The 22,963-nt window shown below is 24.2% G+C and carries 21 protein-coding genes and 2 pseudogenes; 10 read left to right on the forward strand and 13 right to left on the reverse strand.

What is annotated here, in order from left to right; all coding sequences use genetic code 4:
• Positions 1 to 160: 160 nt before the first annotated feature.
• Positions 161 to 1,867 carry a hypothetical protein gene (locus AACK95_RS05035; RefSeq protein ID WP_338979707.1) on the reverse strand — a complete coding sequence of 569 codons (1,707 nt, stop codon included), beginning with the start codon at positions 1,865 to 1,867 and terminating at the stop codon, positions 161 to 163.
• A 73-nt stretch (positions 1,868 to 1,940) separates the two neighbouring features.
• Here AACK95_RS05035 and AACK95_RS05040 point away from each other — a divergent pair, with 73 nt between their 5' ends.
• On the forward strand, positions 1,941 to 3,101 hold the full coding sequence (locus AACK95_RS05040) for an Mbov_0401 family ICE element transposase-like protein (RefSeq protein ID WP_338979708.1): 1,161 nt from the start codon (positions 1,941 to 1,943) through the stop codon (positions 3,099 to 3,101).
• Between the two features lie 110 nt (positions 3,102 to 3,211).
• Here AACK95_RS05040 and AACK95_RS05045 read toward each other — a convergent pair whose 3' ends face one another.
• The 5 genes from AACK95_RS05045 to AACK95_RS05065 all read right to left on the reverse strand — a co-directional run bounded on the left by AACK95_RS05045 (position 3,212) and on the right by AACK95_RS05065 (position 6,549).
• Positions 3,212 to 3,544, reverse strand: coding sequence for a protein kinase domain-containing protein (locus AACK95_RS05045; protein ID WP_338979709.1), 333 nt, complete (start codon positions 3,542 to 3,544; stop codon positions 3,212 to 3,214).
• An 84-nt stretch (positions 3,545 to 3,628) separates the two neighbouring features.
• On the reverse strand, positions 3,629 to 4,378 hold the full coding sequence (locus AACK95_RS05050) for a PP2C family protein-serine/threonine phosphatase (RefSeq protein WP_338979710.1): 750 nt from the start codon (positions 4,376 to 4,378) through the stop codon (positions 3,629 to 3,631).
• A gap of 11 nt (positions 4,379 to 4,389) precedes the next feature.
• Positions 4,390 to 5,673: a methyltransferase domain-containing protein gene (locus AACK95_RS05055; protein ID WP_338979711.1), complete on the reverse strand. Its 1,284-nt coding sequence runs from the start codon at positions 5,671 to 5,673 to the stop codon at positions 4,390 to 4,392.
• A 154-nt stretch (positions 5,674 to 5,827) separates the two neighbouring features.
• Positions 5,828 to 6,196: a SemiSWEET family sugar transporter gene (locus tag AACK95_RS05060; RefSeq protein WP_338979712.1), complete on the reverse strand. Its 369-nt coding sequence runs from the start codon at positions 6,194 to 6,196 to the stop codon at positions 5,828 to 5,830.
• A 5-nt stretch (positions 6,197 to 6,201) separates the two neighbouring features.
• A complete protein-coding gene (locus AACK95_RS05065; RefSeq protein WP_338979713.1) occupies positions 6,202 to 6,549 on the reverse strand; it encodes a PQ-loop domain-containing transporter in 348 nt (115 codons plus the stop codon).
• A gap of 247 nt (positions 6,550 to 6,796) precedes the next feature.
• Between AACK95_RS05065 and AACK95_RS05070 the strand changes: the two genes are divergently transcribed.
• Positions 6,797 to 7,066, forward strand: coding sequence for a helix-turn-helix domain-containing protein (locus tag AACK95_RS05070; protein WP_338979714.1), 270 nt, complete (start codon positions 6,797 to 6,799; stop codon positions 7,064 to 7,066).
• 29 nt (positions 7,067 to 7,095) lie between these two features.
• Here AACK95_RS05070 and AACK95_RS05075 read toward each other — a convergent pair.
• From AACK95_RS05075 to AACK95_RS05085, 3 genes and pseudogenes are all read right to left on the reverse strand, one after another.
• Positions 7,096 to 8,336, reverse strand: a pseudogene (locus tag AACK95_RS05075) (IS256 family transposase).
• A 130-nt stretch (positions 8,337 to 8,466) separates the two neighbouring features.
• Entirely contained in the window at positions 8,467 to 9,399 is a 933-nt protein-coding gene (locus tag AACK95_RS05080; RefSeq protein WP_338979716.1) for a hypothetical protein, read from the reverse strand.
• A 425-nt stretch (positions 9,400 to 9,824) separates the two neighbouring features.
• The gene (locus AACK95_RS05085; RefSeq protein WP_338979718.1) at positions 9,825 to 10,985 is read right to left on the reverse strand and encodes an Mbov_0401 family ICE element transposase-like protein; all 1,161 of its coding nucleotides are present in this window, start codon (positions 10,983 to 10,985) and stop codon (positions 9,825 to 9,827) included.
• Between the two features lie 72 nt (positions 10,986 to 11,057).
• On the opposite strand from AACK95_RS05085, the gene AACK95_RS05090 reads away from it, so the two are divergent.
• From AACK95_RS05090 to AACK95_RS05105, 4 genes are all read left to right on the forward strand, one after another.
• On the forward strand, positions 11,058 to 11,783 hold the full coding sequence (locus AACK95_RS05090; RefSeq protein ID WP_338979720.1) for a hypothetical protein: 726 nt from the start codon (positions 11,058 to 11,060) through the stop codon (positions 11,781 to 11,783).
• Positions 11,725 to 12,765, forward strand: a complete 1,041-nt coding sequence (locus AACK95_RS05095; RefSeq protein WP_338979723.1) for a hypothetical protein — start codon at positions 11,725 to 11,727, stop codon at positions 12,763 to 12,765. Before AACK95_RS05090 ends, AACK95_RS05095 begins: the two co-directional genes overlap by 59 nt.
• Before the next feature lie 150 nt (positions 12,766 to 12,915).
• Positions 12,916 to 13,197: a hypothetical protein gene (locus tag AACK95_RS05100; protein ID WP_338979726.1), complete on the forward strand. Its 282-nt coding sequence runs from the start codon at positions 12,916 to 12,918 to the stop codon at positions 13,195 to 13,197.
• A 25-nt stretch (positions 13,198 to 13,222) separates the two neighbouring features.
• Positions 13,223 to 13,429: a hypothetical protein gene (locus AACK95_RS05105; protein WP_338979728.1), complete on the forward strand. Its 207-nt coding sequence runs from the start codon at positions 13,223 to 13,225 to the stop codon at positions 13,427 to 13,429.
• 138 nt (positions 13,430 to 13,567) lie between these two features.
• Here AACK95_RS05105 and AACK95_RS05110 read toward each other — a convergent pair.
• The 3 genes and pseudogenes from AACK95_RS05110 to AACK95_RS05120 form a co-directional block, all read right to left on the reverse strand.
• Positions 13,568 to 14,807, reverse strand: a pseudogene (locus AACK95_RS05110) (IS256 family transposase).
• Between the two features lie 57 nt (positions 14,808 to 14,864).
• Positions 14,865 to 16,913: a hypothetical protein gene (locus AACK95_RS05115; protein WP_338979730.1), complete on the reverse strand. Its 2,049-nt coding sequence runs from the start codon at positions 16,911 to 16,913 to the stop codon at positions 14,865 to 14,867.
• Positions 16,864 to 17,499, reverse strand: a complete 636-nt coding sequence (locus AACK95_RS05120) for a hypothetical protein (protein WP_338979732.1) — start codon at positions 17,497 to 17,499, stop codon at positions 16,864 to 16,866. The genes AACK95_RS05115 and AACK95_RS05120 overlap by 50 nt, the downstream gene beginning before the upstream one ends.
• Positions 17,500 to 17,867: 368 nt before the next feature.
• Here AACK95_RS05120 and AACK95_RS05125 point away from each other — a divergent pair, with 368 nt between their 5' ends.
• Positions 17,868 to 18,122: a hypothetical protein gene (locus AACK95_RS05125; protein WP_338979734.1), complete on the forward strand. Its 255-nt coding sequence runs from the start codon at positions 17,868 to 17,870 to the stop codon at positions 18,120 to 18,122.
• A 73-nt stretch (positions 18,123 to 18,195) separates the two neighbouring features.
• On the opposite strand, the gene AACK95_RS05130 is transcribed toward AACK95_RS05125, so the two are convergent.
• Positions 18,196 to 19,689, reverse strand: coding sequence for a YfcC family protein (locus AACK95_RS05130; protein ID WP_338979736.1), 1,494 nt, complete (start codon positions 19,687 to 19,689; stop codon positions 18,196 to 18,198).
• Positions 19,690 to 20,031: 342 nt separating this feature from the next.
• Between AACK95_RS05130 and AACK95_RS05135 the strand changes: the two genes are divergently transcribed.
• From AACK95_RS05135 to AACK95_RS05145, 3 genes are all read left to right on the forward strand, one after another.
• Entirely contained in the window at positions 20,032 to 21,792 is a 1,761-nt protein-coding gene (locus AACK95_RS05135) for an APC family permease (RefSeq protein WP_338979738.1), read from the forward strand.
• Between the two features lie 241 nt (positions 21,793 to 22,033).
• Entirely contained in the window at positions 22,034 to 22,294 is a 261-nt protein-coding gene (locus AACK95_RS05140; RefSeq protein WP_338979740.1) for a hypothetical protein, read from the forward strand.
• Positions 22,246 to 22,884 (forward strand): hypothetical protein, encoded by a 639-nt coding sequence (locus tag AACK95_RS05145; protein ID WP_338979741.1) that lies wholly within the window; start codon positions 22,246 to 22,248, stop codon positions 22,882 to 22,884. The genes AACK95_RS05140 and AACK95_RS05145 overlap by 49 nt, the downstream gene beginning before the upstream one ends.
• Positions 22,885 to 22,963 lie beyond the last annotated feature (79 nt).

Below are 22,963 nucleotides of genomic sequence, written 5' to 3' on the forward strand. Positions count from 1 at the left end.
TGTTTTCATATTAAATTACTCCTTTTTTCCTTGATTTTACTTCTAAATTGTACTGATTTTTTATTATTTTTACAAGTATGCTTTTAAACTCAAAATAATGCCTAAATTAAAAGTGTTTATTTTGTGATACCTATACTATTAATTGTATTGAAATTGTTTATTATATAGCAAATGTGAAGATACTTTTTTTCACAGTAGCATTATTTTTACCACGAATGACATTTTTATATGGATATAGTGCATAAAATAATGCATCATATGGGTCTTGATACATATTTTTGTCAGGAATGTTAGTTTTTGTTTCATCATAACGTAATTCTTCTAAACATTGAGTTGTTTTTGATAAATCATCTTTATTTGCATAAAAGTTTCCATAACTCATAATATTTCTCATTCAAACTACTCTATTAGTTAATCCGGCTTCTTGATTTAAATTTGAAGCATGTTTAATAGCAGTTTGTGTTATTAAAATAGTATTGTGTTCATCAATTAATTTTTGATTTAATCAATCCATTGCTGTTCTTGCTTTATCATCATAAAAATAAATTGCTTGTTCAAAATTTTCAAAATTATCAATTAATCCTAAAATTTCATTAACATAAGCATTAATTTTTTCATTTTCATTAATAAAATCATTTGGTGTAACAACTAATTTACAAATAATATAAGCATCATAATAACCAGTATTATTATATTCTTTAAAACCAACTATCATAAATACAGTATGGTCTTTATGTCCAGTTGCTCAATCAACACCAACTGAATAAAAATCAAATTTATACATATCTTTTTCTTGATTATAAAATTGTTTTAAATCATATGGTTGTCAATATTTTACTGTTTTTTGAAATGGAAAAATTGTTGCATCACTATCTAAAAATTCAAAACCATAAAAAACAGTATTAAATTCATCAGGATTACTTTTTTTCATTTCTAATAATGTTCTTTTTTGAATATCTGGTAATTTATTTCAAAATGGTTGAATAGTAAATCTTAAAACAAATAAACCTAAACCACTAAACATATCTTTATTTTCATAATAAACTTTACCAACTTTTTTAAGATTTTCCATCACTTTATCATTTAATGGTAAAAATGGCGTGCAATACTTTAAATAAAATGGATGGTATTTATCATAAGGATTACATGTAAAAGTAATGAAAAAACTTTTATAAAAATAACGAGTAATCTTTTGTCCAAAGTTAGAACTATATATATTTTTATCAATAAATGTTCAACTTCATTCTTTAATTGGTTCATTTGATACTTTAATACGATTACTTCTAAACATAGAATTTTGTAATCTTTCATATCGATATGTTAATTGCTTTTCAGTTAATGTTTCTTTTTCTTCAGCCATTATTATTTCATCTGTTCTTGAACCTAAAAAACTTGAGCCACCTGCTTCTTTTCCAAAAATCTTATTACCATTAGCATAGCCAATAAAGTCAATTTGTTGATTATTAGGAAAAATAATATAACCACCATCCTTAGTAATTTTTCATTTAATACCATGTGGATTATTAGGTAATAAATTAATATCATATTTATCTAGTAAAACTTGACAAACATTCATCAATGCCCCAATAGTAGTTTCACTATGAGTATTTTCATATCTTCTTACTTCTTGAACACTGCTATCACTAAAATTACAGCATATAAATAAATTAAATGCTAAACAATTTCAAGTTTTTCTTGTTCCCCGTGCAGTTGGAATAAAACGATAAAAACAATTAGTAGTAAAATATTCTGCTCATTCATCACCAACAAATTCTTTAAAAATATCTCAACTAAAACCATAATTATTATCACTAAAATTAAGATTATATTTTTTATTTAATTGTCCATAACTACTAATAAAAGCCATATTTACTCCTTATTTTTAAAAAAAATTAAACTTAAATTATTAACAAACAAAAATTTAGAAAGGAAAATTAAAAATGTTTATACTACCATTCACTAATCATTTTGATTGAGACAAACACGATTTTAATCAAGATGAATTAAATTTACAACAAACAGAAGAATTATTTGCAAAAATAGATGATTATTTATGAAGTATATGTGATAAATCTGAATATAAATCATATAGATTTAGAAAAAGAAAATTAAAAGCAAAAAAGGGTTTATTAAATTATAAACGACGTATTTGTACACATTATAACTCAAAAACACAAAAAAAGGAATTTGTTTCATTGTTAGATAATTATCTTGGAGTTAAAAAATATAGTAAACTTGCACCTAATTTCATTAAACAAATTTTAAAATATTTTGCTGATGATAAAAAGTATCGTGATGTTTGTGATACTTTTATTGAAGGTTTAATAAGTAATAGTACAGTTTGCAGAACATATCAAAAATTTGAATTACCAAAAGTTAATATTCCTAAAATTGTATTACAACCAAATCAAACATTATATATAAATATTGATGATGGACATCGAAAATTTAAGTTTAATGAAAAACACAATACTAAAAATTGTAAAAAATGTTCTATGAGATTAATAGTATTTTGTACTGGTAAAAAGAAAAATGGAAAATTAATTAATAAAAGAGCAGTTTGTAAAATAAGAGTATCAAAAACAGAAATTGGTGCAGAAAAAACTGCAAAATTAATTGAAAAATATGGTAATTTATTTTTTGAAAACTTTGACCAAGCAAATTTAGTAGTTTGTGGAGATAGTGCAAAATGAATTAGAAAAACTGCTACAATTTTAAATGCTAAATTTATTTTAGATAAATTCCATGCTTTTCATGTTTTATTTCTTGGAATAATGGCCGGAAGAAGAAAAAATAAAATTGCTAAATTACACTATCAAAATGCAATAACTTTATTTGAAAAAGGTCAATATTATGAATTAATTGATTTTTTACAATCATTAACTTTGCAATATAAAAAATTAAAAGTTGGTTATTTTATTAATGCAAAAGATGGTGTATTAAACCAAGCACTAGTTGAAAATATTGGTTGCTTTACTGAAACTAATATTAAACAAATTTTAAAACATATGATTGGTGATAGAACCTATAACATTGATATGTATACAAAAATGGTTAATTTTAAATGCTATCAAATAAATACTGCCATCCAGTTATTATAAATTAAAACTTAAATTCAAAAATAACTAAAAATAAAACAAAACTTATTAAAGTAAACTTTAATAAGAATTTTTGAGTTATAAAAGTAAGTATTATTGTTGACTAATATTTTCTAAGTGTTAAGATTAACATACAATTGCATATTGAAGTCAAAATTATTCTCGTCTAATTTTATAATTTTAAGACAAATTTGAATATTATTGACAACATCGGTACGCTCCCTATACAAAATAACATTGGGATGTCTAACTCTAGATACTGCTCTAATTTCTTGCAAAAATCGTTCTTTTATTAAGTCATCTAGTGGTGAAATTGGATTAATTTCTTTTAAAGCAACTTGCCGATTTAAATATTTATCTTGTGCTTCATAAACTTTAGCCATACCACCCGAACCAATAATTTTTAAAATATGATAACGATTATTCAATAATTTATTTATTTCCATTAGTTTCACCATTACTTTTAAATTTATTTTTTAAAAATTACTAACTTATTTATAATTTATATTTTACACAAAAATATCAAAAGACTAAAATTTTATTTCCATTAATAATGCAGTAACATTATCAGTTGAAACATTAAGTAATGCTTGCTTAATTAATAATTTAACTTTATTATTAATATTTCCATTTTTTTCTAAAATATTAACTATTTCATATTCTTCTAAAAAATCATGAACACCATCACTAGTTAAAAGAAAATATGATGGAATTATTAATGGTAAATGAAAAATATCAGTTTTTAATGGCTTACGTGGACCAAGAGCACTAGTCAATGCCTTTCAATAAGTGTGATTTAAATCAACACTTAATTCTTTAGTTGTATTTTTTTGTAAATATAAATTTAAAATATTATGATCAACTGTTAACTGTTTTAATCCTTGTTCACTATATTGATAAATACGTGAATCACCAATATTTACTAAATAAGCTTTGTTATTAGTAATTAAAATTATTACCATAGTTGTTCCCATATCAAGCGCTTGTTCATTACTTAAACTAAAATTATTCATTTCAATTTCAATAATTTCTATCTTTTCTTGTAATCATGCATGAATTTGTTTATCATGTTTTAATTTAGTAAAATCTGTTGTTTCAAAAAATTTTTTTAACATACTAACAGCCATATTACTCGCCACTTCACCACATTTATGACCACCCAATCCATCACAAACAACACCAATAACTTGTCCAGTGTTATTTGTTAAATATAAAACGGCATCTTGATTATTTGTACGATAATTACCAACATCTGTTTTATAACTAGCATTTATTTTCATAAACTGTTCCCCTATATTCCTTTTTTTAATTTACAAATATAAAATCCATCAGTATTGTTATTAAAACCAAAAAATTGTTTTTCTGCAATGATTGTCATATCTGGGTGATTTTTAACAAAATTCTCAATTTGATTTTGATTTTCTTTAATATTGAAAGTACAAGTAACATACACAACTATCGCTTCAGGTTTTAAAAGTTGATAAGCCTTATTTAATAATTTTGCTTGAACAGTAATTAACTGATTAATTTCTTCTTTACTTCAATTGATAAGTTTAACTTCTGGTTTTCTTTTAATTAAACCTCAAGCAGTACTAGGAGCATCAATTAAAATTTTGTCAAATTTATTATTAAAATCTAATATTGTAGAATCACCATATTTAAGTTTAGTATTTGTTACCCCTAATTTTTTTAAATAAGTAGCACCAATTTTTAATCGTTCTTCATTTATATCACAAGCAACTATCTTACCGTGATTAGACATTAAAGCTGCCATATGGGCTGTTTTACTAGCAATTCCTGCACACATATCTAATACTTCATCATATGGTTGTGGATCTAAAATATGACTAACTAACATACTTGCTTGATCTTGTTTAATAATTTCACCATTTTCATATAATTTTGTGTTAAAAATTGACTTTGAACTAATAATACCATCAGATACTATCTCGCTTAAACAAAAGTTAAAAGATTTATAATTTTCATTGTTTAACACTTTATTAACAGTAGTTTTTAATGTATTAACTCTAAAACTAATTAATGGCATTCTTAAGTTATCTTTTATCAATTGATTTGCAATATTAATACTAAATTGTGATTTTATTAAAGAGTATAATCAACTAGGATAACTATATTTAATTAATTTAATATTTTGTTTACTTTCTTTTTGTAAATTAAATTCTGATCTAAATTCAGTAAAACATAAATCTAATACTTTAGAAATAATAAATGTTAGTTTATTATCAATGGTGCTTACTTTTTTTAAAGTATTTTCAATGAAAATTTCTTTATTAGTAATTTCTAAAAAATAGATTTCATATAAAATTATTCATAATAAAATAGTTATGTGAAAAGGAATAGTAATTACTGATTTCAAAACATTTCATATTTGATTTAATATATAATCTAAATAAATTTGATTTTTTAAGGTTCCTAGTACTATTTTTTCAATTGCTTCTTTTTCTGATAATGTTAGATTTTTATCTCGCATCATTTGTGCTAATAAAACATTACAATGACCTTTTTCTAGGATTACTTGTACTAGAATTTTATAAACATCATTTTGAATTATCATTATTTAACCCCACAGAATTTTTAATTATACATATATTATAACTTAAATTATATTTTTAATTTTGATAAGTATTTTACTACTATAACTATTAAAAAATGCATCATTACAATGCATTTTTAGTAATAAATTATTATTTTTTTAAAAAAATAAACTATTAAAAGTTACTCTTTATATTTACTTTACCTTTTCATTTTTTATAATCTTCACCATATTTATATATATTATTAATTTTAATACCAAGAATAATTCCTGATCATATTGCACAAGGTGTATTAGCACAAATTATAACTAAATCTTTCATTAAAATTGTTGATTCAGATCCACCATGATATGATAAATGAATAATGCCCCATAATACTCATAAACTGTTAGCTGTTGTATAAAGAATAAATGTAAGTAAAGAAATACCATCTGTTTTTTTAGTTTTTATTGTTTTTAAAGACTGTGGACAAAATGCTATAACAGCAATAAGTGCTCCAATAATCCCTATTATAGTAATAATTCATCATTCACTATTTGCCATTATTTTTATTCCTCCAAAGTTTTAGCATTTTCGCCCAACGTTTTCATATTTTTTACTTTAACATAAATAATACAATTAGTTGCAGTCATTGTTACTGTATACGGTATTATTAAGGTAGAACCTCAAATTGCAATTTCAAGAGTATCAGCACCTTCTGGTCACATTACTGGTAATGTTACTGAAAGTATTCCAAATATCAAGAAAAAAAGATTAGCAATATTATAAATAATATAAGTTGATAAGATTATATGTTTAGTTTTCTTAGTTTTTATTATTTTTATTGCTTGTGGAATAAATGTTATAATAGACAATATTCCGGCTAAATAACCTATAATTCCAATAAAAGTTTGCATTTTCATCCTCCATTAAATTTTAAAAATATTTTAGTAGTTTTTTTAAAACTATTAATATACTTATTTCTTGTTTTATTAAAAATAACATTATTTTAATTTTAATCATTTAAAATAGAAAGTGTTTAGTTAATTTTTTTTCAAATGCTGAATTATACTTGTAAGTGCAAGTAAATAAAATTGCAAAAAATTCTCATATAAAAATTTCATAATGCTAAATTTAGTTTAGAAAAAAGTAAGGAGTTTTTATATGAGTTATAAACATCTTGGCATAGATGAAAGGATTTATATTGAGAATCAATTGAAATTTAAATTTAAAATTAGTGAAATAGCTAAAAATCTTAATCGAAGTATTAGTACTATTATTCGAGAAATTAATAGAAATAAAGATAATAATCATTATTTTTCATTAATTGCACAAAATAAAGCTGAAAATCGAAAACAATCACATATTAGTTTTCATAAGTTTAAAAATAAGAATTTAGTAAAATATGTACAACAAAAATTAGAGGCTTTTTAGTAATCTGTGTTTCTTTGTTTTGCAAAGTACTAGTTCAGATTAATTCTGTCTTCAAATTTTATCATAAAATGAGCAATTGCTGTATTTCAATTTTGAATGGGCATTGTTCATTTTTTTGTTATATTTTCAATTGCTAAGTAAAATATTTTGAAAACTGCCATATCATTTGGAAAAACTTTTTTATTTCTGATGACTTTTCGTAATTGACTATTAACAGATTCAATAGAATTTGTAGTATAAATCACTCTTTTGATTTCTGGAGGATAACTAATAAAAATCATTAAATTATCTCAATTTTTATATCAAGATTTAGCAATTTGAGGATAGTGTTTATTTCATTTACTTTCAAATGATTCTAAAAAGCTTGCATTGCTTGTTCTTCACTACATGCATTATAAATTGGCTTTAAATCTGTAACTAGTGATTTTCGATGTTTGTATGAAACATATTTTAAACTATTTCTGATTTGATGAACTATACATAATTGATGTTCAGTTTTAGGATAAACTGATTGTATTGCTTCTGACATGCCTGTTAAGTTGTCACTACAAGCAATAAGAATATCATTTAAGCCACGATTTTTCATTTCTGTGAAATTTGCTAATCAAAATTTAGCGCCTTCATTTTCACTAATTCATAAACCTAAAACATCTTTTTTACCTTCTAAATCAACACCTAAAGCTATATAAACTGATTTGTTAATAATGCGTTTATCTTGTCGTACTTTAACTACTATACAATCAAAATAAACAATGGGATAAATGCCTTCTAATGGTCGATTTTGCCATGCTTTGACATCATCAATAACATCATCAGTAATTTGACTAATAACACTTTCACTAATATCAGCACCATGATATAACTCTTGTAACTGCATTCTAATATCTGATAATGTCATACCTTTTGCATATAAGGAAAGAACTTGTTGATCAAAACCATCAAATCTTCTCTGTCTTTTTGGCACTATTACAGGAGTAAAATTACTATTACGATCTCGTGGTACATCAATCTCAATTTTACCTTGTTGAGTTATTAATTTTTTTGAACTTATACCATTACGAGCATTGTCACTATTACTATGTTGATTTTTTTCATATCCTAAATAATTTTGCATCTCAGAATTCAAGATTTTTTCAACTAAACGTTTTGTTAATTCTTTATATAAACCCCCTTCTTTAAAAACTGTTGTTAAATCTTCAGTATTTTCTAATAATAAATCTACTGCTTTTGATATTGGATCATTATTATTAAAGTTATCTTTTTTAGCCATCTGTAACTCACTCTTTCTAATCATTTAATTATATTTACTAGAATTAATTAAACATAGTTATTTTTGTAAGTTACACAGATTACTAAACATTACCTGATTTTATGCTAATCATATCATTATTATTTTACTATTAATTGTTTATTCTTATTATTATTGTTGACTTTAAAGAAATAGTTTCTTGGTTTTTTACTAAAGCAATAGAAAGTGTTAGTTCATCTCCGTCTGTTAAATTATTTGGACGAGGGAATGCTTCTCTTCTTTCAAAACTTATAACATTAAATTTTGCTTTTCAACCAACTAATTGTTCAAAGTTATTAAATTTAATAGCTTTTTCAGTTCTGCTTTTGCTTATTAATGGTACTTCTGTTTTATCTTTTAATCATTTATTAACAGTTTCTTCTAATTTATAACCCGCTTGGAAATGCTCAATAGAACTTCCTTCATAAACAAATTCATTATAACTTAACTTAGCAGGACTATCACTTGCAAAAATATTAAATAAAGCATCAGTTCCAGTCATTACTTTTACTGTATATTTATCCCCTAAATTTGTTTTACCATCTTCTTTAAAGAATTGTAAATTATATGTCCCATCACCAACTACAAGTTTTTCATCATCATTTGGTTCTACAAATTTACTAGTAGAAACTTTTATATTAGATATTTTATTTTTAATTTTAGCAACTTCCGCTGCATCAAAAGTACCATCTTCAGGTGTTGTTCCTGATGTTAATTTCTGTTGTAAAACAGATTTTAAAAAATAGAAACTGTCTTTATCTTTAGCTTTGACTTGACCAGTAGTTGCCTCATTTTCTAATAATTTAGTAACTAAAATATCGGAATTATCAATTCAGAAAAAGGATGTATCTTTTTCTCAATCAAGTCTAATAGTTTTTAAACCGTTTCCTTCATCATTTGTTAAATCTAAATTTATTGATACTTGATCTAGTAATATTTTTACTTGATCTTCTTTGTTGTTACCACAAGCTATAATAGTAGTTACTGGCACTGTTGTTATGACACTAGCACCTAATAACTTTAATAAAGTTCTCATATTCCTCATTTTTTTCTTAACCTCCTCAGTTAAATCTAGAATAGATGTGAGAAATTATCTTCAATAATCTTATGTAAAACATATTATTTTAAATAACTCACTAATACTATTATAATACATAAAAAAAATTTTATGGTTTTTTTTACACATTTAAGAGTGTATTTATAAATTATTAATAGTAAAATTAAATAAAAAACACTTATAATTTTTTTTGAGAGCATACCAATGTTGTCTATAACATTCATTAAATGTCTTTAAATTATAAAGTTAGACGAGAATAATTTAGACTTCAATATGCAATTGTATGTTAATCTTAACACTTGTAAAATATTAGTCAACAATAATACTTACTTTTATAACTCAAAAATTCTTATTAAAGTTTACTTTAATAAGTTTTATTTTATTTTTGGTTTTTTAAAATCTTTAATTTTAATTTATAATAACTGGATGGCTGTATTTATTTGATAGCATTTAAAATTAACCATTTTTGTATACATATCAATATTATATGTTCTATCACCAATCATTTTTTTTAAAATTTGTTTAATATTAGTTTCAGTAAAGCAACCAATATTTTCAACTAATGCTTGGTTTAATACACCATCTTTTGCATACATAAAATAACCAACTTTTAATTTTTTATATTGCAAAGTTAAAAATTGTAAAAAATCAATTAATTCATAATATTGACCTTTTTCAAATAAAGTTATTGCATTTTGATAGTGTAATTTAGCAATTTTATTTTTTCTTCTTCCAGCCATTATACCAAGAAATAAAACATGAAAAGCATGAAATTTATCTAAAATAAATTTAGCATTCAAAATTTCAGCAGTTTTTCTAATTCATTTTGCACTATCTCCGCAAACTATTAAATTTGCTTGTTCAAAATTTTCAAAAAATAAATTACCATATTTTTCAATTAATTTTGCAGTTTTTTCAGCACCAATTTCTGTTTTTGATACTCTTATTTTACATGCAGCTCTTTTATTAATTAATTTTCCATTTTTCTTTTTACCAGTACAAAATACTAATAATCTCATAGAACATTTTTTACAATTTTTAGTATTGTGTTTTTCATTAAACTTAAATTTTCTATGACCATCATCAATATTTATATATAAAGTTTGATTTGGTTGTAATACTATTTTAGGAATATTAATTTTTAGTAATTCAAATTTTTGATATGTTCTGCAAACTGTACTATTACTTATTAAATCTTCAATAAAAGTATCACAAACATCACGATACTTTTTATCATTAGCAAAATATTTTAAAATTTGTTTAATAACATTTGGTGCAAGTTTACTATATTTTTTAACACCAAGATAATTATCTAACAATGAAACAAATTCCTTTTTTTGTGTTTTTGGGTTATAATGTGTACAAATACGTCGTTTATAATTTAATAAACCTTTTTTTGCTTTTAATCTTCTTTTTCTAAATCTATATGATTTATATTCAGATTTATCACATATACTTCATAAATAATCATCTATTTTTGCAAATAATTCTTCTGTTTGTTTTAAACTTAATTCATCTTGATTAAAATCGTGTTTGTCTCAATCAAAATGATTTGCGAATGGTAGTATAAACATTTTTAATGTTCCTTTCTAATTTTTGTTTGTTAATAATTTAAGTTTAATTTTTTTTAAAAATAAGGAGTAAATATGGATTTTATTACTAGTGATGCACAATTAAATAAAAAATATAATCTTAATTTTAGTGATAATAATTATGGTTTTAGTTGAGATATTTTTAAACAATTTGTTGGTGATGAATGAGCAGAATTTTTCACTACCAATTGTTTTTATCGTTTTATACCAACTGCACGTGGAACAAGAAAAACTTGAAACTGTTTAGCATTTGATTTATTTATATGTTGTAATTTTAGTGATAGTAGTGTTCAAGAAGTAAGGCGCTATGAAAATACTCATAGTGAAACGACAATTGGTGCTTTAATGAATGTTTGTCAAGTTTTATTAGATACATATAATATTAATTTATTACCTAATAATCCACATGGTATTAAATGAAAAATTACTAAGGATGGTGGTTGTATTATTTTTCCTAATAATCAACAAATTGACTTTATTGGTTATGCTAATGGTAATAAAATTTTTGGAAAAGAAGCGGGTGGGTCAAGTTTTTTAGGTTCAAGAACAGATGAAATAATAATGGCAGAAGAAAAAGAAACTTTGACAGAAAAGCAATTAACATATCGATATGAAAGATTACAAAACTCTATGTTTAGAAGTAATCGTATTAAAGTATCAAAAGAACCTATTAAAGAGTGAAGTTGAACATTTATTGATAAAAATATATATAGTTCTAATTTTGGAAAATTGATTACTCGTTATTTTTATAAAAGTTTTTTTCATTACGTTTACATGTAATCCATACGATAAATACCACTCATTTTATTTAAAGTACTGTACACCATTTTTACCATTAAATGATAAAATAATTGAAAATCTTAAAAAAAATGGCAAAGTTTATTATGAAAATAAAGATATTTTTAGTGGTTTAGGCTTATTTATTTTAAGATTTACTATTCAACCATTTTGAGAAAAATTACCAGACATTCAAAAAAGAACATTATTAGAAATGAAAAAAAGTAATCCTGATGAATTTAATACTGTTTTTTATGGTTTTGAATTTTTAGATAGTGATGCAACAATTTTTCCATTTCAAAAAACTGTAAAATATTGACAATCATATGAGTTAAAACAATTTTATAATCAAGAAAAAGAAATGTATAAATTTGATTTTTATAGTGTTGGTATTGATTGAGCTACGGGACCAAAAGACCATACTGTATTTATGGTAGTTGGTTTTAAAGAGTATAATAATACTGGTTATTATGATGCTTATATTATTTGTGAATTAGTAGTTACTCCAAATGATTTTATTAATGAAAATGAAAAAATTAATGCTTATGTTAATGAAATTTTAGGATTAATGGATAATTTTGAAAATTTTGAACAAGCAATTTATTTTTATGATGATAAAGCAAGAACAGCAATTGATTGATTAAATCAAAAATTAATAGATGAACATAATACTATTCTAATAACACAAACTGCTATTAAACATGCTTCAAATTTAAATCAAGAATCAGGATTAACTAATAGAGTAGTTTGAATGAGAAATATTATGAGTTATGGAAATTTTTATGCTAATAAAGATGATTTACCAAAAACTACTCAATGTTTAGAAGAATTACGTTATGATGAAACAAAAACTAACCTTCCTGATAAAAATATGTATCAAGACCCTTATGATGCATTGTTTTATGCACTGTATCCATACAAAAATGTAATTAGGGGTAAAAATAATGGTACTGTGAAAAAAAGTATCTTCACATTTGCTATATAATAAACAATTTCAATATAATTAATAGTATAGGTCTCACAAAATAAACGCCTTTAATTTAGTCGTTATTTTTCATTTAAAAGCATACTTGTAAAAATAATGAAAAATAGTACAATTTAAAGGTAAAATTAAGGAAAAAGGAGTAATTTAAATATGAATGAACAAATTAAAGATATTCAAAATAAAATAAATGAATTAGAAAAAAATAAAAAATTATTAAAACATAGTATGAATCCATTTAATGAAAATTTTAATATTAATAGAGAAACTACATTAATGAAAATTAATTCTATTGATGAAGAAATTTTAAAATTTCAACAAGATTTAGAAAAAATACTTACTACGAGTGATTTTGATATAAATAGTATAAATTCAGAACAATTTATTGAAATACAATATGGAAAAAAATCTTGCCCATCATGTACAATTTTATAAAATTTAAAAAAGGAGAAAAATTAAAATGAAAGTATGAATAAAAACAAATTTAAATAAAATAACATTAGCATTAGCACTAACTGGTGCTATAAGTGGAGTAACTGGTTTAATAATTGGTTCATTAGCACATCATAAAACTAATGATTTGAGTTATTTTTTAGACCATGATTATAATGCTCACTGGGGGGGGCTTCTATTTGAGAAAGTCAAAGAAGCGACCATTATAAAATAGATTTATATTTTGCAATTAAACCAACTAATGATAATGATAAAAAATGAAATGGAATTTATCCAAAAGGATATTTTGATAATTAAATTTCTAAATTAATGAGGCTTTTTAGTAATCTGTGTTTCTTTGTTTTGCAAAGTACTAGTTCAGATTAATTCTGTCTTCAAATTTTATCATAAAATGAGCAATTGCTGTATTTCAATTTTGAATGGGCATTGTTCATTTTTTTGTTATATTTTCAATTGCTAAGTAAAATATTTTGAAAACTGCCATATCATTTGGAAAAACTTTTTTATTTCTGATGACTTTTCGTAATTGACTATTAACAGATTCAATAGAATTTGTAGTATAAATCACTCTTTTGATTTCTGGAGGATAACTAATAAAAATCATTAAATTATCTTAATTTTTATATCAAGATTTAGCAATTTGAGGATAGTGTTTATTTCATTTACTTTCAAATGATTCTAAAGCTTGCATTGCTTGTTCTTCACTACATGCATTATAAATTGGCTTTAAATCTGTAACTAGTGATTTTCGATGTTTGTATGAAACATATTTTAAACTATTTCTGATTTGATGAACTATACATAATTGATGTTCAGTTTTAGGATAAACTGATTGTATTGCTTCTGACATGCCTGTTAAGTTGTCACTACAAGCAATAAGAATATCATTTAAGCCACGATTTTTCATTTCTGTGAAATTTGCTAATCAAAATTTAGCGCCTTCATTTTCACTAATTCATAAACCTAAAACATCTTTTTTACCTTCTAAATCAACACCTAAAGCTATATAAACTGATTTGTTAATAATGCGTTTATCTTGTCGTACTTTAACTACTATACAATCAAAATAAACAATGGGATAAATGCCTTCTAATGGTCTATTTTGTCATGCTTTGACATCATCAATCACATCATCAGTAATTTGACTAATAACACTTTCACTAATATCAGCACCATGATATAACTCTTGTAACTGCATTCTAATATCTGATAATGTTATACCTTTTTGCATATAAGGAAAGAACTTGTTGATCAAAACCATCAAATCTTCTCTGTCTTTTTGGCACTATTACAGGAGTAAAATTACTATTACGATCTCGTGGTACATCAATCTCAATTTTACCTTGTTGAGTTATTAATTTTTTTGAACTTATACCATTACGAGCATTGTCACTATTACTATGTTGATTTTTTTCATATCCTAAATAATTTTGCATCTCAGAATTCAACATTTTTTCAACTAAACGTTTTGTTAATTCTTTATATAAACCCCCTTCTTTAAAAACTGTTGTTAAATCTTCAGTATTTTCTAATAATAAATCTACTGCTTTTGATATTGGATCATTATTATTAAAGTTATCTTTTTTAGCCATCTGTAACTCACTCTTTCTAATCATTTAATTATATTTACTAGAATTAATTAAACATAGTTATTTTTGTAAGTTACACAGATTACTAAACATTACCAAATTAATATATGAAATATTCTCGTTATATTTATCAAATAAATTAATACTATTTAAATTTATTTCTTGTTTATCAGTTATTAAAACTAAATCATAATTTCCAGCACCAAATATTCCACTAATTTCTATCTGATTTAAGTTATTAATCGGATTTTCAATTTGTAATTCAAATTCACTAATATTATCAATTTCTGAAATTTCTTTATAAAATTCTAATTTAGAAAATAATTGAGATTTATTTGAACCATATAAATTTAAAGCATTTTCAATTTTGTTTTTATTAATAATTGCTCTTGTAAAGTATTTTCCGTATTCACCATTACCTAATGTTCAGTCAGCAGAAATTAATGATGGTATATTATTACTTTCTAATTCATTTGTAATAGATAATCAGTTAAATTGATTATCATCAAGTTTAAATAATTCATTTTGACTAATGTCGTTATTTTTTAGTTTAATGTTATTCATATCTGTAAAGTCAAAATATACTGATTTTAAAATTACTTTTGCATCCTTAAACTCTCAAATTTCATCAGAATTTCTATGAATTGGATTAGATTTTAATTCAAAATAATATGGTAATAAAATTTTATCATCATCATTTAAACCTTTGTTGATTGAAATATTAGAATAAATATTATTCGATAACATAATAATTATTTTTTTAAGTATTTGTACTTGTGCTAAATTTACATAATTTGGATAATCTAATTTTCATTGTTTAAACAAATTGCTAATTACTTCTTCAGGTTTTTGACCCTCAAATTTTGCTCTCAATTTATCTAATTCATTTGGTTTTTTTGTTGGGTCTAAACTTGCGCCATCAAAGTTTCTATTATAAGTATATGTATAAGTTAGCATATCTAATAATACTTTTTGTAAACTATCAATTGGTGGTCTATCTTTTATTTCTAGTTCAACATCATGAAATTTATTGGTTGTAGAAATAAATAAATTATAGTTACCTGCTAAAAATCATGATTCTAATTTTTTATCTTTTAATTCTAATTCATCAGATAATGGTCATACTTTTAAATTTTTAGTAACATCATAACCTATTTTAGCATTAGTTACTCTTGCATTATTAATAATTTCTTTTCTTGTTTCAGTTCCACCACCAATAGCAATTAAATCTAAAACTGATTTTTCTTTTCCTATAAATTGTTTTGCTAAATTTCAAGGTAATATTTGTTCACTAAATCATTGTTGTAATATTCTAACTTTTGGTTGAGTTTCAATAGGCATTGATAATAGCGGAAATGCTATCTTATCCTTGACAAATAACTTTGGGTATACTTCCATATTGTCAACTTCACCAAGTACCTTTATATTGCCAAAAATCATGCTTCTAGAAGCTTTAATTTTTAAACCAATAACTTTGGTATCTTTATCTAATGGTTTTTGTAATTTAATAATAATTGGATAACCATCTCTTGTTTTAAAATCTTTAATTTTAATAATAGTTATACTTTTAGTACTTCTTGTTTTTGGATTTTGATAAGGTTGTGAATAATTATTAATGATATATAAATTATCAATATTATTTTCAGTTAATGGTTCATTTATACTAACTGCATATAATTTAAATTGATTTAATAAATTTATTTCTTTAAAAATTAAATTTTTAATATCAGTCATACTATATTCAATTGTATTATCATTAATATTAGTACTTGCTCTTTGATTTAATTGCATAGTAAAGTCTGATGTTTCAACTGCAATAGTTTTTAATACTTTATCAACATCAATAAATCCAATTTTAATAGTATTTGCTGAAAATTTTAAACTATTATTTTCATTATTTTTAAATAAACGTTCAATTTCATAAATATAAATTGTTCTTTTTTTAAATTCATCATATGCTCTATTAATATCGGGATCACTAGTAGCACCCATCATATTAGTAAAGTCATAAGGAATATTATCGATTAAATAATCATTTTCTACTTCTGCTTGATTAAGTTTAGTTTGTTTCTGTGGAAATTTCGTTTGTGGTTTGTTGTTGTTTTCCATTGTTCTCTCCTATTAATTGGTTATTTTCGGGATTAAATAATTTTAATTTAACTATTAAATTATTAATTTCTTGTTCATCATTAATATTAAATGTTTTACTATTTAATAAGTCTTTATCTAAACGTACTAATATTTGAATAAATTTAATAATATCAATATTAAATTGTCATAACTTTTGTTCAATATAATTAATAGTTGAAATATTTACAGCTGTACTTTCGGGTACTGATTGTTGTGCAGATTTCTTTTGACTTGGTATATGAATACCACAACGTTTAAATATTTCATTAAGATTTCAATCGTATATATCAGTTAAATTTTTACCTTTAAAATTACTACTTGTCATATTAATATTTTCATTTTGTTCGTTACTATCTCCACCACTTTTAAAAATATAATTTTTTGTAACTAATATTCTTATAGCATCTTCTAACGAATCTTTTACATTACCATAAGTTTGACCAAAAATAAACTTGGGTGAGTTTAAAATAGTATCTAAAACAATTTGTTCATAAATAACATCTAATGCTTTAATTTTATTCATTACTTTATTACAATCTGCTAATTCATTTGCTTTATTTCTCATAATTGCTATTGATATATAGTTAATATTTAGTGTTTGTTCTTGTGCTAAATTAGGGTTATTAATGAATGATTTAAAATATAATGGAAATTGTTTTTTATTATCATTAATACTATAAATTGCACGATTAATAGTTACTTGTTCATTATTTAATGTATAAACTTCAAATAATCTTACAATTTGTGCATTTTGTTCATAACTATCATAAAAAATAGTACATTGAATTAATTTACCAGTAATATCATAAACTCTTTGTTGTATATCAACTACTTGAAAATATAAATCATCATTAGCAATAAAAATTGCTGAATTATACTTGTAAGTGCAAGTATAATTCAGCTATTTATAAAGTTTCTGCTTTTGTTGAAGAAATGTTGTTAAATTCTTGTCAATCAACAGAATATGATCCTGCTACTGGAAAAATAATTAGAGACAGTAAAATGAGTGAAAATTTTGTAAATGATTGAAATAATATTAATAAAATATTAGAACAAATTTTTTTACCAGAAGATGAAGTTGTAGAAATTTCAGAATTAGCAGATGATCAATTAAGTTTACTAAATAATGAACAAACGCAAACAGATCGTGAAAGTGAATGTTTTCCCAAACGATGTTTAATTTTATAAAAATGAAATAAAAATTAAAAAACTTTTCTCTAATTAGAGAAAAGTTTTAATTAACATAGTGCTTTAAATTCTACTAAAATATTGATTGAGGTAATAAAGTTCCAATACTTAACATTATTAAGGCAAAGACAGTAATACCAATAGTATATGGTCAGATTGATCGATAAAAACTTGTTAGGGGAACTTTAGCAATGGCAAGTCCTGCCATCATTACACCTGCACTTGGTGCAAATAAATTAATTCAACCACTAGCCATAACAAAAGTAGTAATCATTCCTGAACCTAATCCTAAAGGAATTACTATTTTTGAAACAATAGGGAAAACAGCTTTTGCAAATCCTGATGTTGAAGGAATAACAAAGGCAATCAAAAGAAAAGCAAAAAAACCAATAATAACAATAGCAAATCTTTGCAATTTATCAATACTTTGCAATTGACCAACAACAACATGTTGCATTCCTGAATGTTGTAATGATCAGCCAATTCCACCAGCAACAGCAATTATTAAAGCAACACCTAATAATTCTGAAGAACCACTAATAAAATTACGAACATATTGTTCTTCGCCTTTTCAATCAATTGCTGCAATGATAATTGAAACAAAGAAAAATAAGAAAGCTAACATTTCAATATTTCAGTCACCAAATGCATTAATTTGACTTGTGAAATATGGAAAATATTTAATTAATGTATTGTGAAAATCATCAAAAATAGTTGTTCCTGTAATTTTACCTCATGGAATAATACAAAGCACCATAATTAAAAATGTTAATCCAAATAGTGCTAAAATAATTTTACGACGTTTAGTAAATTCAGGTATTTCTTCTTTATTAATAAATTCTTCATGATGCTCACTATGTAAGTGAAAAACAACTGATTTTTCGGGATTACGTTTAACACGGATTGCATATCACATAACAAAAGCAATAGTACCGATAGTTGCTAAAAATCAACAAATTAAACGTCAGATGATTCCATCACCCGGATTTAAACCACTAGCTTGTGAAGCTGTGGCAATAGCAAAGGGATTAAGTGTTGAAAACATAACACCAACACCAGCACCCAATAAAATTATTAATACAGCTGTAACAACATCAAAACCAGCAGATAACATTGCTGGAATAATAATTAAATAGTAAGGAATAGTTTCTTCACACATTCCTTCAACTGTTCCACCAATCGATAGGATAGTCATAATTGAAGGAATAATTCAAATTTCTTTTCCGTTTAGACGTTTAACTAAATGACCAATTCCTGCATCTAGTGCACCTGATTTCATAACTATGCCAATATATCCACCAATTACTAAAACAAAAACAATAATATCACTGCTACCAATGAAACCTTTAATTGGAGCCAAAAATAAGTCCATGATACCTAATGGCCCACCTTCTTGTCAGGGGTTATCAGTGCTTACAGGTTTTGATTCATCTTCTAATCATTTACCTGTTGTTCCTGGAATCAAAGAAATAATAATAATTAGAGCAATAATAAAGAATAAGACTGTAATTGCTGTTGGCATTTTAAATGGAAATAAATGAAATTTTTTCTTTTTGGTAATTCCCATATATGATTAATACCTCCTTCTTTATTTTTTTAAAAGTATTATTATATAATACACTATTTATCATGTAGAATAAAAGATGTTTAAGCTTATTTTTTAAAATAACTTATTAAAAAAGTAGTATTTTTATTTAAGTAACATTATTATAATAATAGTTTTTAAAAAAATGTTATTTTTTTATTAGTATTATTTGAAAATTTAATTAAATATTAGTAGTATTTTAAAATAAAATTAGTTATTATAAATTACATATATTTTTTTATTTTTTTGATTTTATTGACTATTTCATTAATTAATGAAATCACTTTAAAGGTATATAATTATTATAATTGAAAGGAGAATATTATGTTAAAACTTTTTAAGAAAAAAGAAAGGACAAATCATAAATTAACTTTATCAGAATTAGTCTGGTTTGGTTTTAATTATACTGTTGGAATTACTTTTACTGCTAACTTTGCAATTTTAATTAATAAAGATAGTTTAAATTTAGGTTCTCATATGATTTGAATTTTTTTAGTAGAAGGATTAATTGCAGGAACTTGTTCTTGAGCTTTCTCAAGACTTTCAAGAGTACATCCGGGTAATAATGGTGCTGCTTATATTTATGTTAGAAGTAGTTATGGTCGCTTCTGAGGTTGATTAATTTCTTTTTTACAGTATGCTACTTTACCTGTTATAGTTAGTTCACAAATTGTATCAATGATTAGAATTAACTTTACTGATCCATCTTCTTTTTTATATGCTAATTGAGGAGTATGACAACATTTAGGATTAGATTTGATTGGAATTCTAATTTATGGTTTAGCTTCTTGTGTATTATTTTTAGGAATGGCTGCATTTAAAAAATTTGTGAATATTTCTAGTTATTTAAAATGAGGAACAACTTTTTTATTAATCATAGCAACTATTATATTATTTGTGATGGCAGGAACTTCAAATTGAGATATGACTACTTCTCATCAACAATTAACTGCCAATAACTTTTCACAAGCTTTTGCCATGTGTTTCTTTTTCTTTTTAGGATTTGAAACCTATTCAACAATTGGTAAAAATGTTAGAAATCCTGAAAAAAATATTAGTCGTTCATTAGTTATTGTTATGATTTTATCTACTATTTTTTATATGGCAGTAACAATCCTTATGATTGGTGCTGTTGCTGGTAATTTTTCAGATAATCCCAACTTAAGTATTTTTAAAATTTTAGGTGATAAAGCTCATGCACAATGATTAGGAATAATTGGTATCCTTGTAATGTTAATTTGTACTATTTCATTAAAGTCTAATGCTGGAATGCAAAATGCTTTATATAGTGGTGCTATTTTAGAACCATTATCTGTTGAGGGATATATTTCACCTAAATATAAAGAATTATCAAAAGATAACATTCCATTTAAAGCTTCTAGATTAAATTTAATTATTACTTTTTCTTCAGCTTTTGTATGATTAATTTTACCTGATATTATTGGAGTAATAGTTGATACGTTACATCCTGTTTATAAGGATGGACAATTAGTTTTAAGTTCGATTGTTAATTATGGAACATTAACTGCTGAAGCCGGTATTATTATGGTTATTATTTATGTTTTTGTACTTTCCATTGCAATTAAACTATCTATAGAAAAGAAATTGAAAAAAAATATTTTTGAAATTATTATTTGACTTGCAGCAACACTTTTCTTAGTTTGACAATTTGAAGAATGTTTAAGATCTTTAATCAATGGTTTAATTTCGGGTGCAAGTCTTATTGGTAAAGGTGGAACTGATACTACAAAAGGAATATCTGATATAACTTCTAATGTTTTACAATTAGTTTATTTAATTGCTAGCATTGCGTTTGCTCTAATTTGATACTTTGCTTATTATAAACCAATGCAAAGAAAAAGAATGCTTACAAATCCTAAATTACAAGAAGAATTGGATAGCGAATTTAGAGTGAAAGATGATTGACCTTTTGTTGCAAAAAATCTACAAAATGAAATTGAAAATTATTTAGTACGTAATGTTTTAATTAATGGTGATGATAAAAACCCTAATTATACGATTGCTAAAAATGTACGTAAAGAATTATTGATGTCAGAAGGCGAATGGCGTGAAGACGAAGAATAAAAAAAGTTTAAAAATGTATTGGTTGTTATAACTAATACATTTTTAGTATTTATTATTTTTGACAAATTTTTATAGTAATATTAAAGGTGTTAATAATGAATATTTTTTTATATTATTATAAAGTATATTGATGGTAGAAAGTAAAATATGATGTATAATGTTAATTAGATTCATTTCAATATTATGTTTAGAAGTAATTCTAAATTGTGGTTATTGTATTTGTAGTTTAAAAGTCATATTATTGGAGGTACTATATATGAATATGAAAAATATATTAAGATTAATGGGTGCATTAACATTAACAACAGCAGCTACTACTTCGGTTGTTGCTTGTGGTGATAAAGCTGGTGTAGCCATGAACGTAGAAGTATCAAAACAATTAGGGTTAACAGATGAAAAAGGAGAAGGTGTACAAACAGCTTCACTTGATTCAACTGTCAAGGATAATGTTAGTTGAGCTGTTGCTCTGAAGCATCAGCAATTAAAGCTGGTAAATTATTAGGAGAAGGAGATAAAGCGGCAAATCAAGCATGTTTTGATTTTATTACTAATGTATTAAAAGTTAAACCAAAAGAGGGAACTACTTTTGCTGATGGAGTTTTTGAAAAAGCTGTATTAGACGCAATAACTGCTGAAGTTACTAATATTAAACCAGAATTAGCTAAAATGGATGATAGTAAAGATTATGCAATTACTGGTGGTACTTTTAACTTCCAATTTAAAAAAGGTGAAGAGGCACTTGGTGATGTTTATGGCATTAAGTTAAAAGCTGATAAAACAAAAGGTGTTATTGCTGCTGGTCTTGCTGCAATAGCTAGTAAAATTACAATAGCAGATACTGATGTTGTTACAAATTCAAATATTTTATTTGTAAAAGATGGAACTATTCCCGAAGGTGCTAAACAAGGAGCAGCAATAAGTATTGTTGATAAAACAGATAATGGAAAACAATTTATGGCTTTAAATACGTTAACTGGCTTAAAAATTTCTGCGCAAATGGAATCGACTGATGCTGAAGGAACATGAGCAGAAGGTAAAAAATTAGAAATAAGTTATAAAACAGGTGATGTTAATTTTGATCTACTACTGTAAAAACTACATTAACGATTGCATAATTTTATAAAATAAAAATAATATTATTACTCCTTTTAATTTAAAAGGAGTATTTTAT

The sequence above is a fragment of the Spiroplasma endosymbiont of Lasioglossum malachurum genome (assembly GCF_964020065.1).
GTDB lineage: Bacteria > Bacillota_I > Bacilli_A > Mycoplasmatales > VBWQ01 > Spiroplasma_E.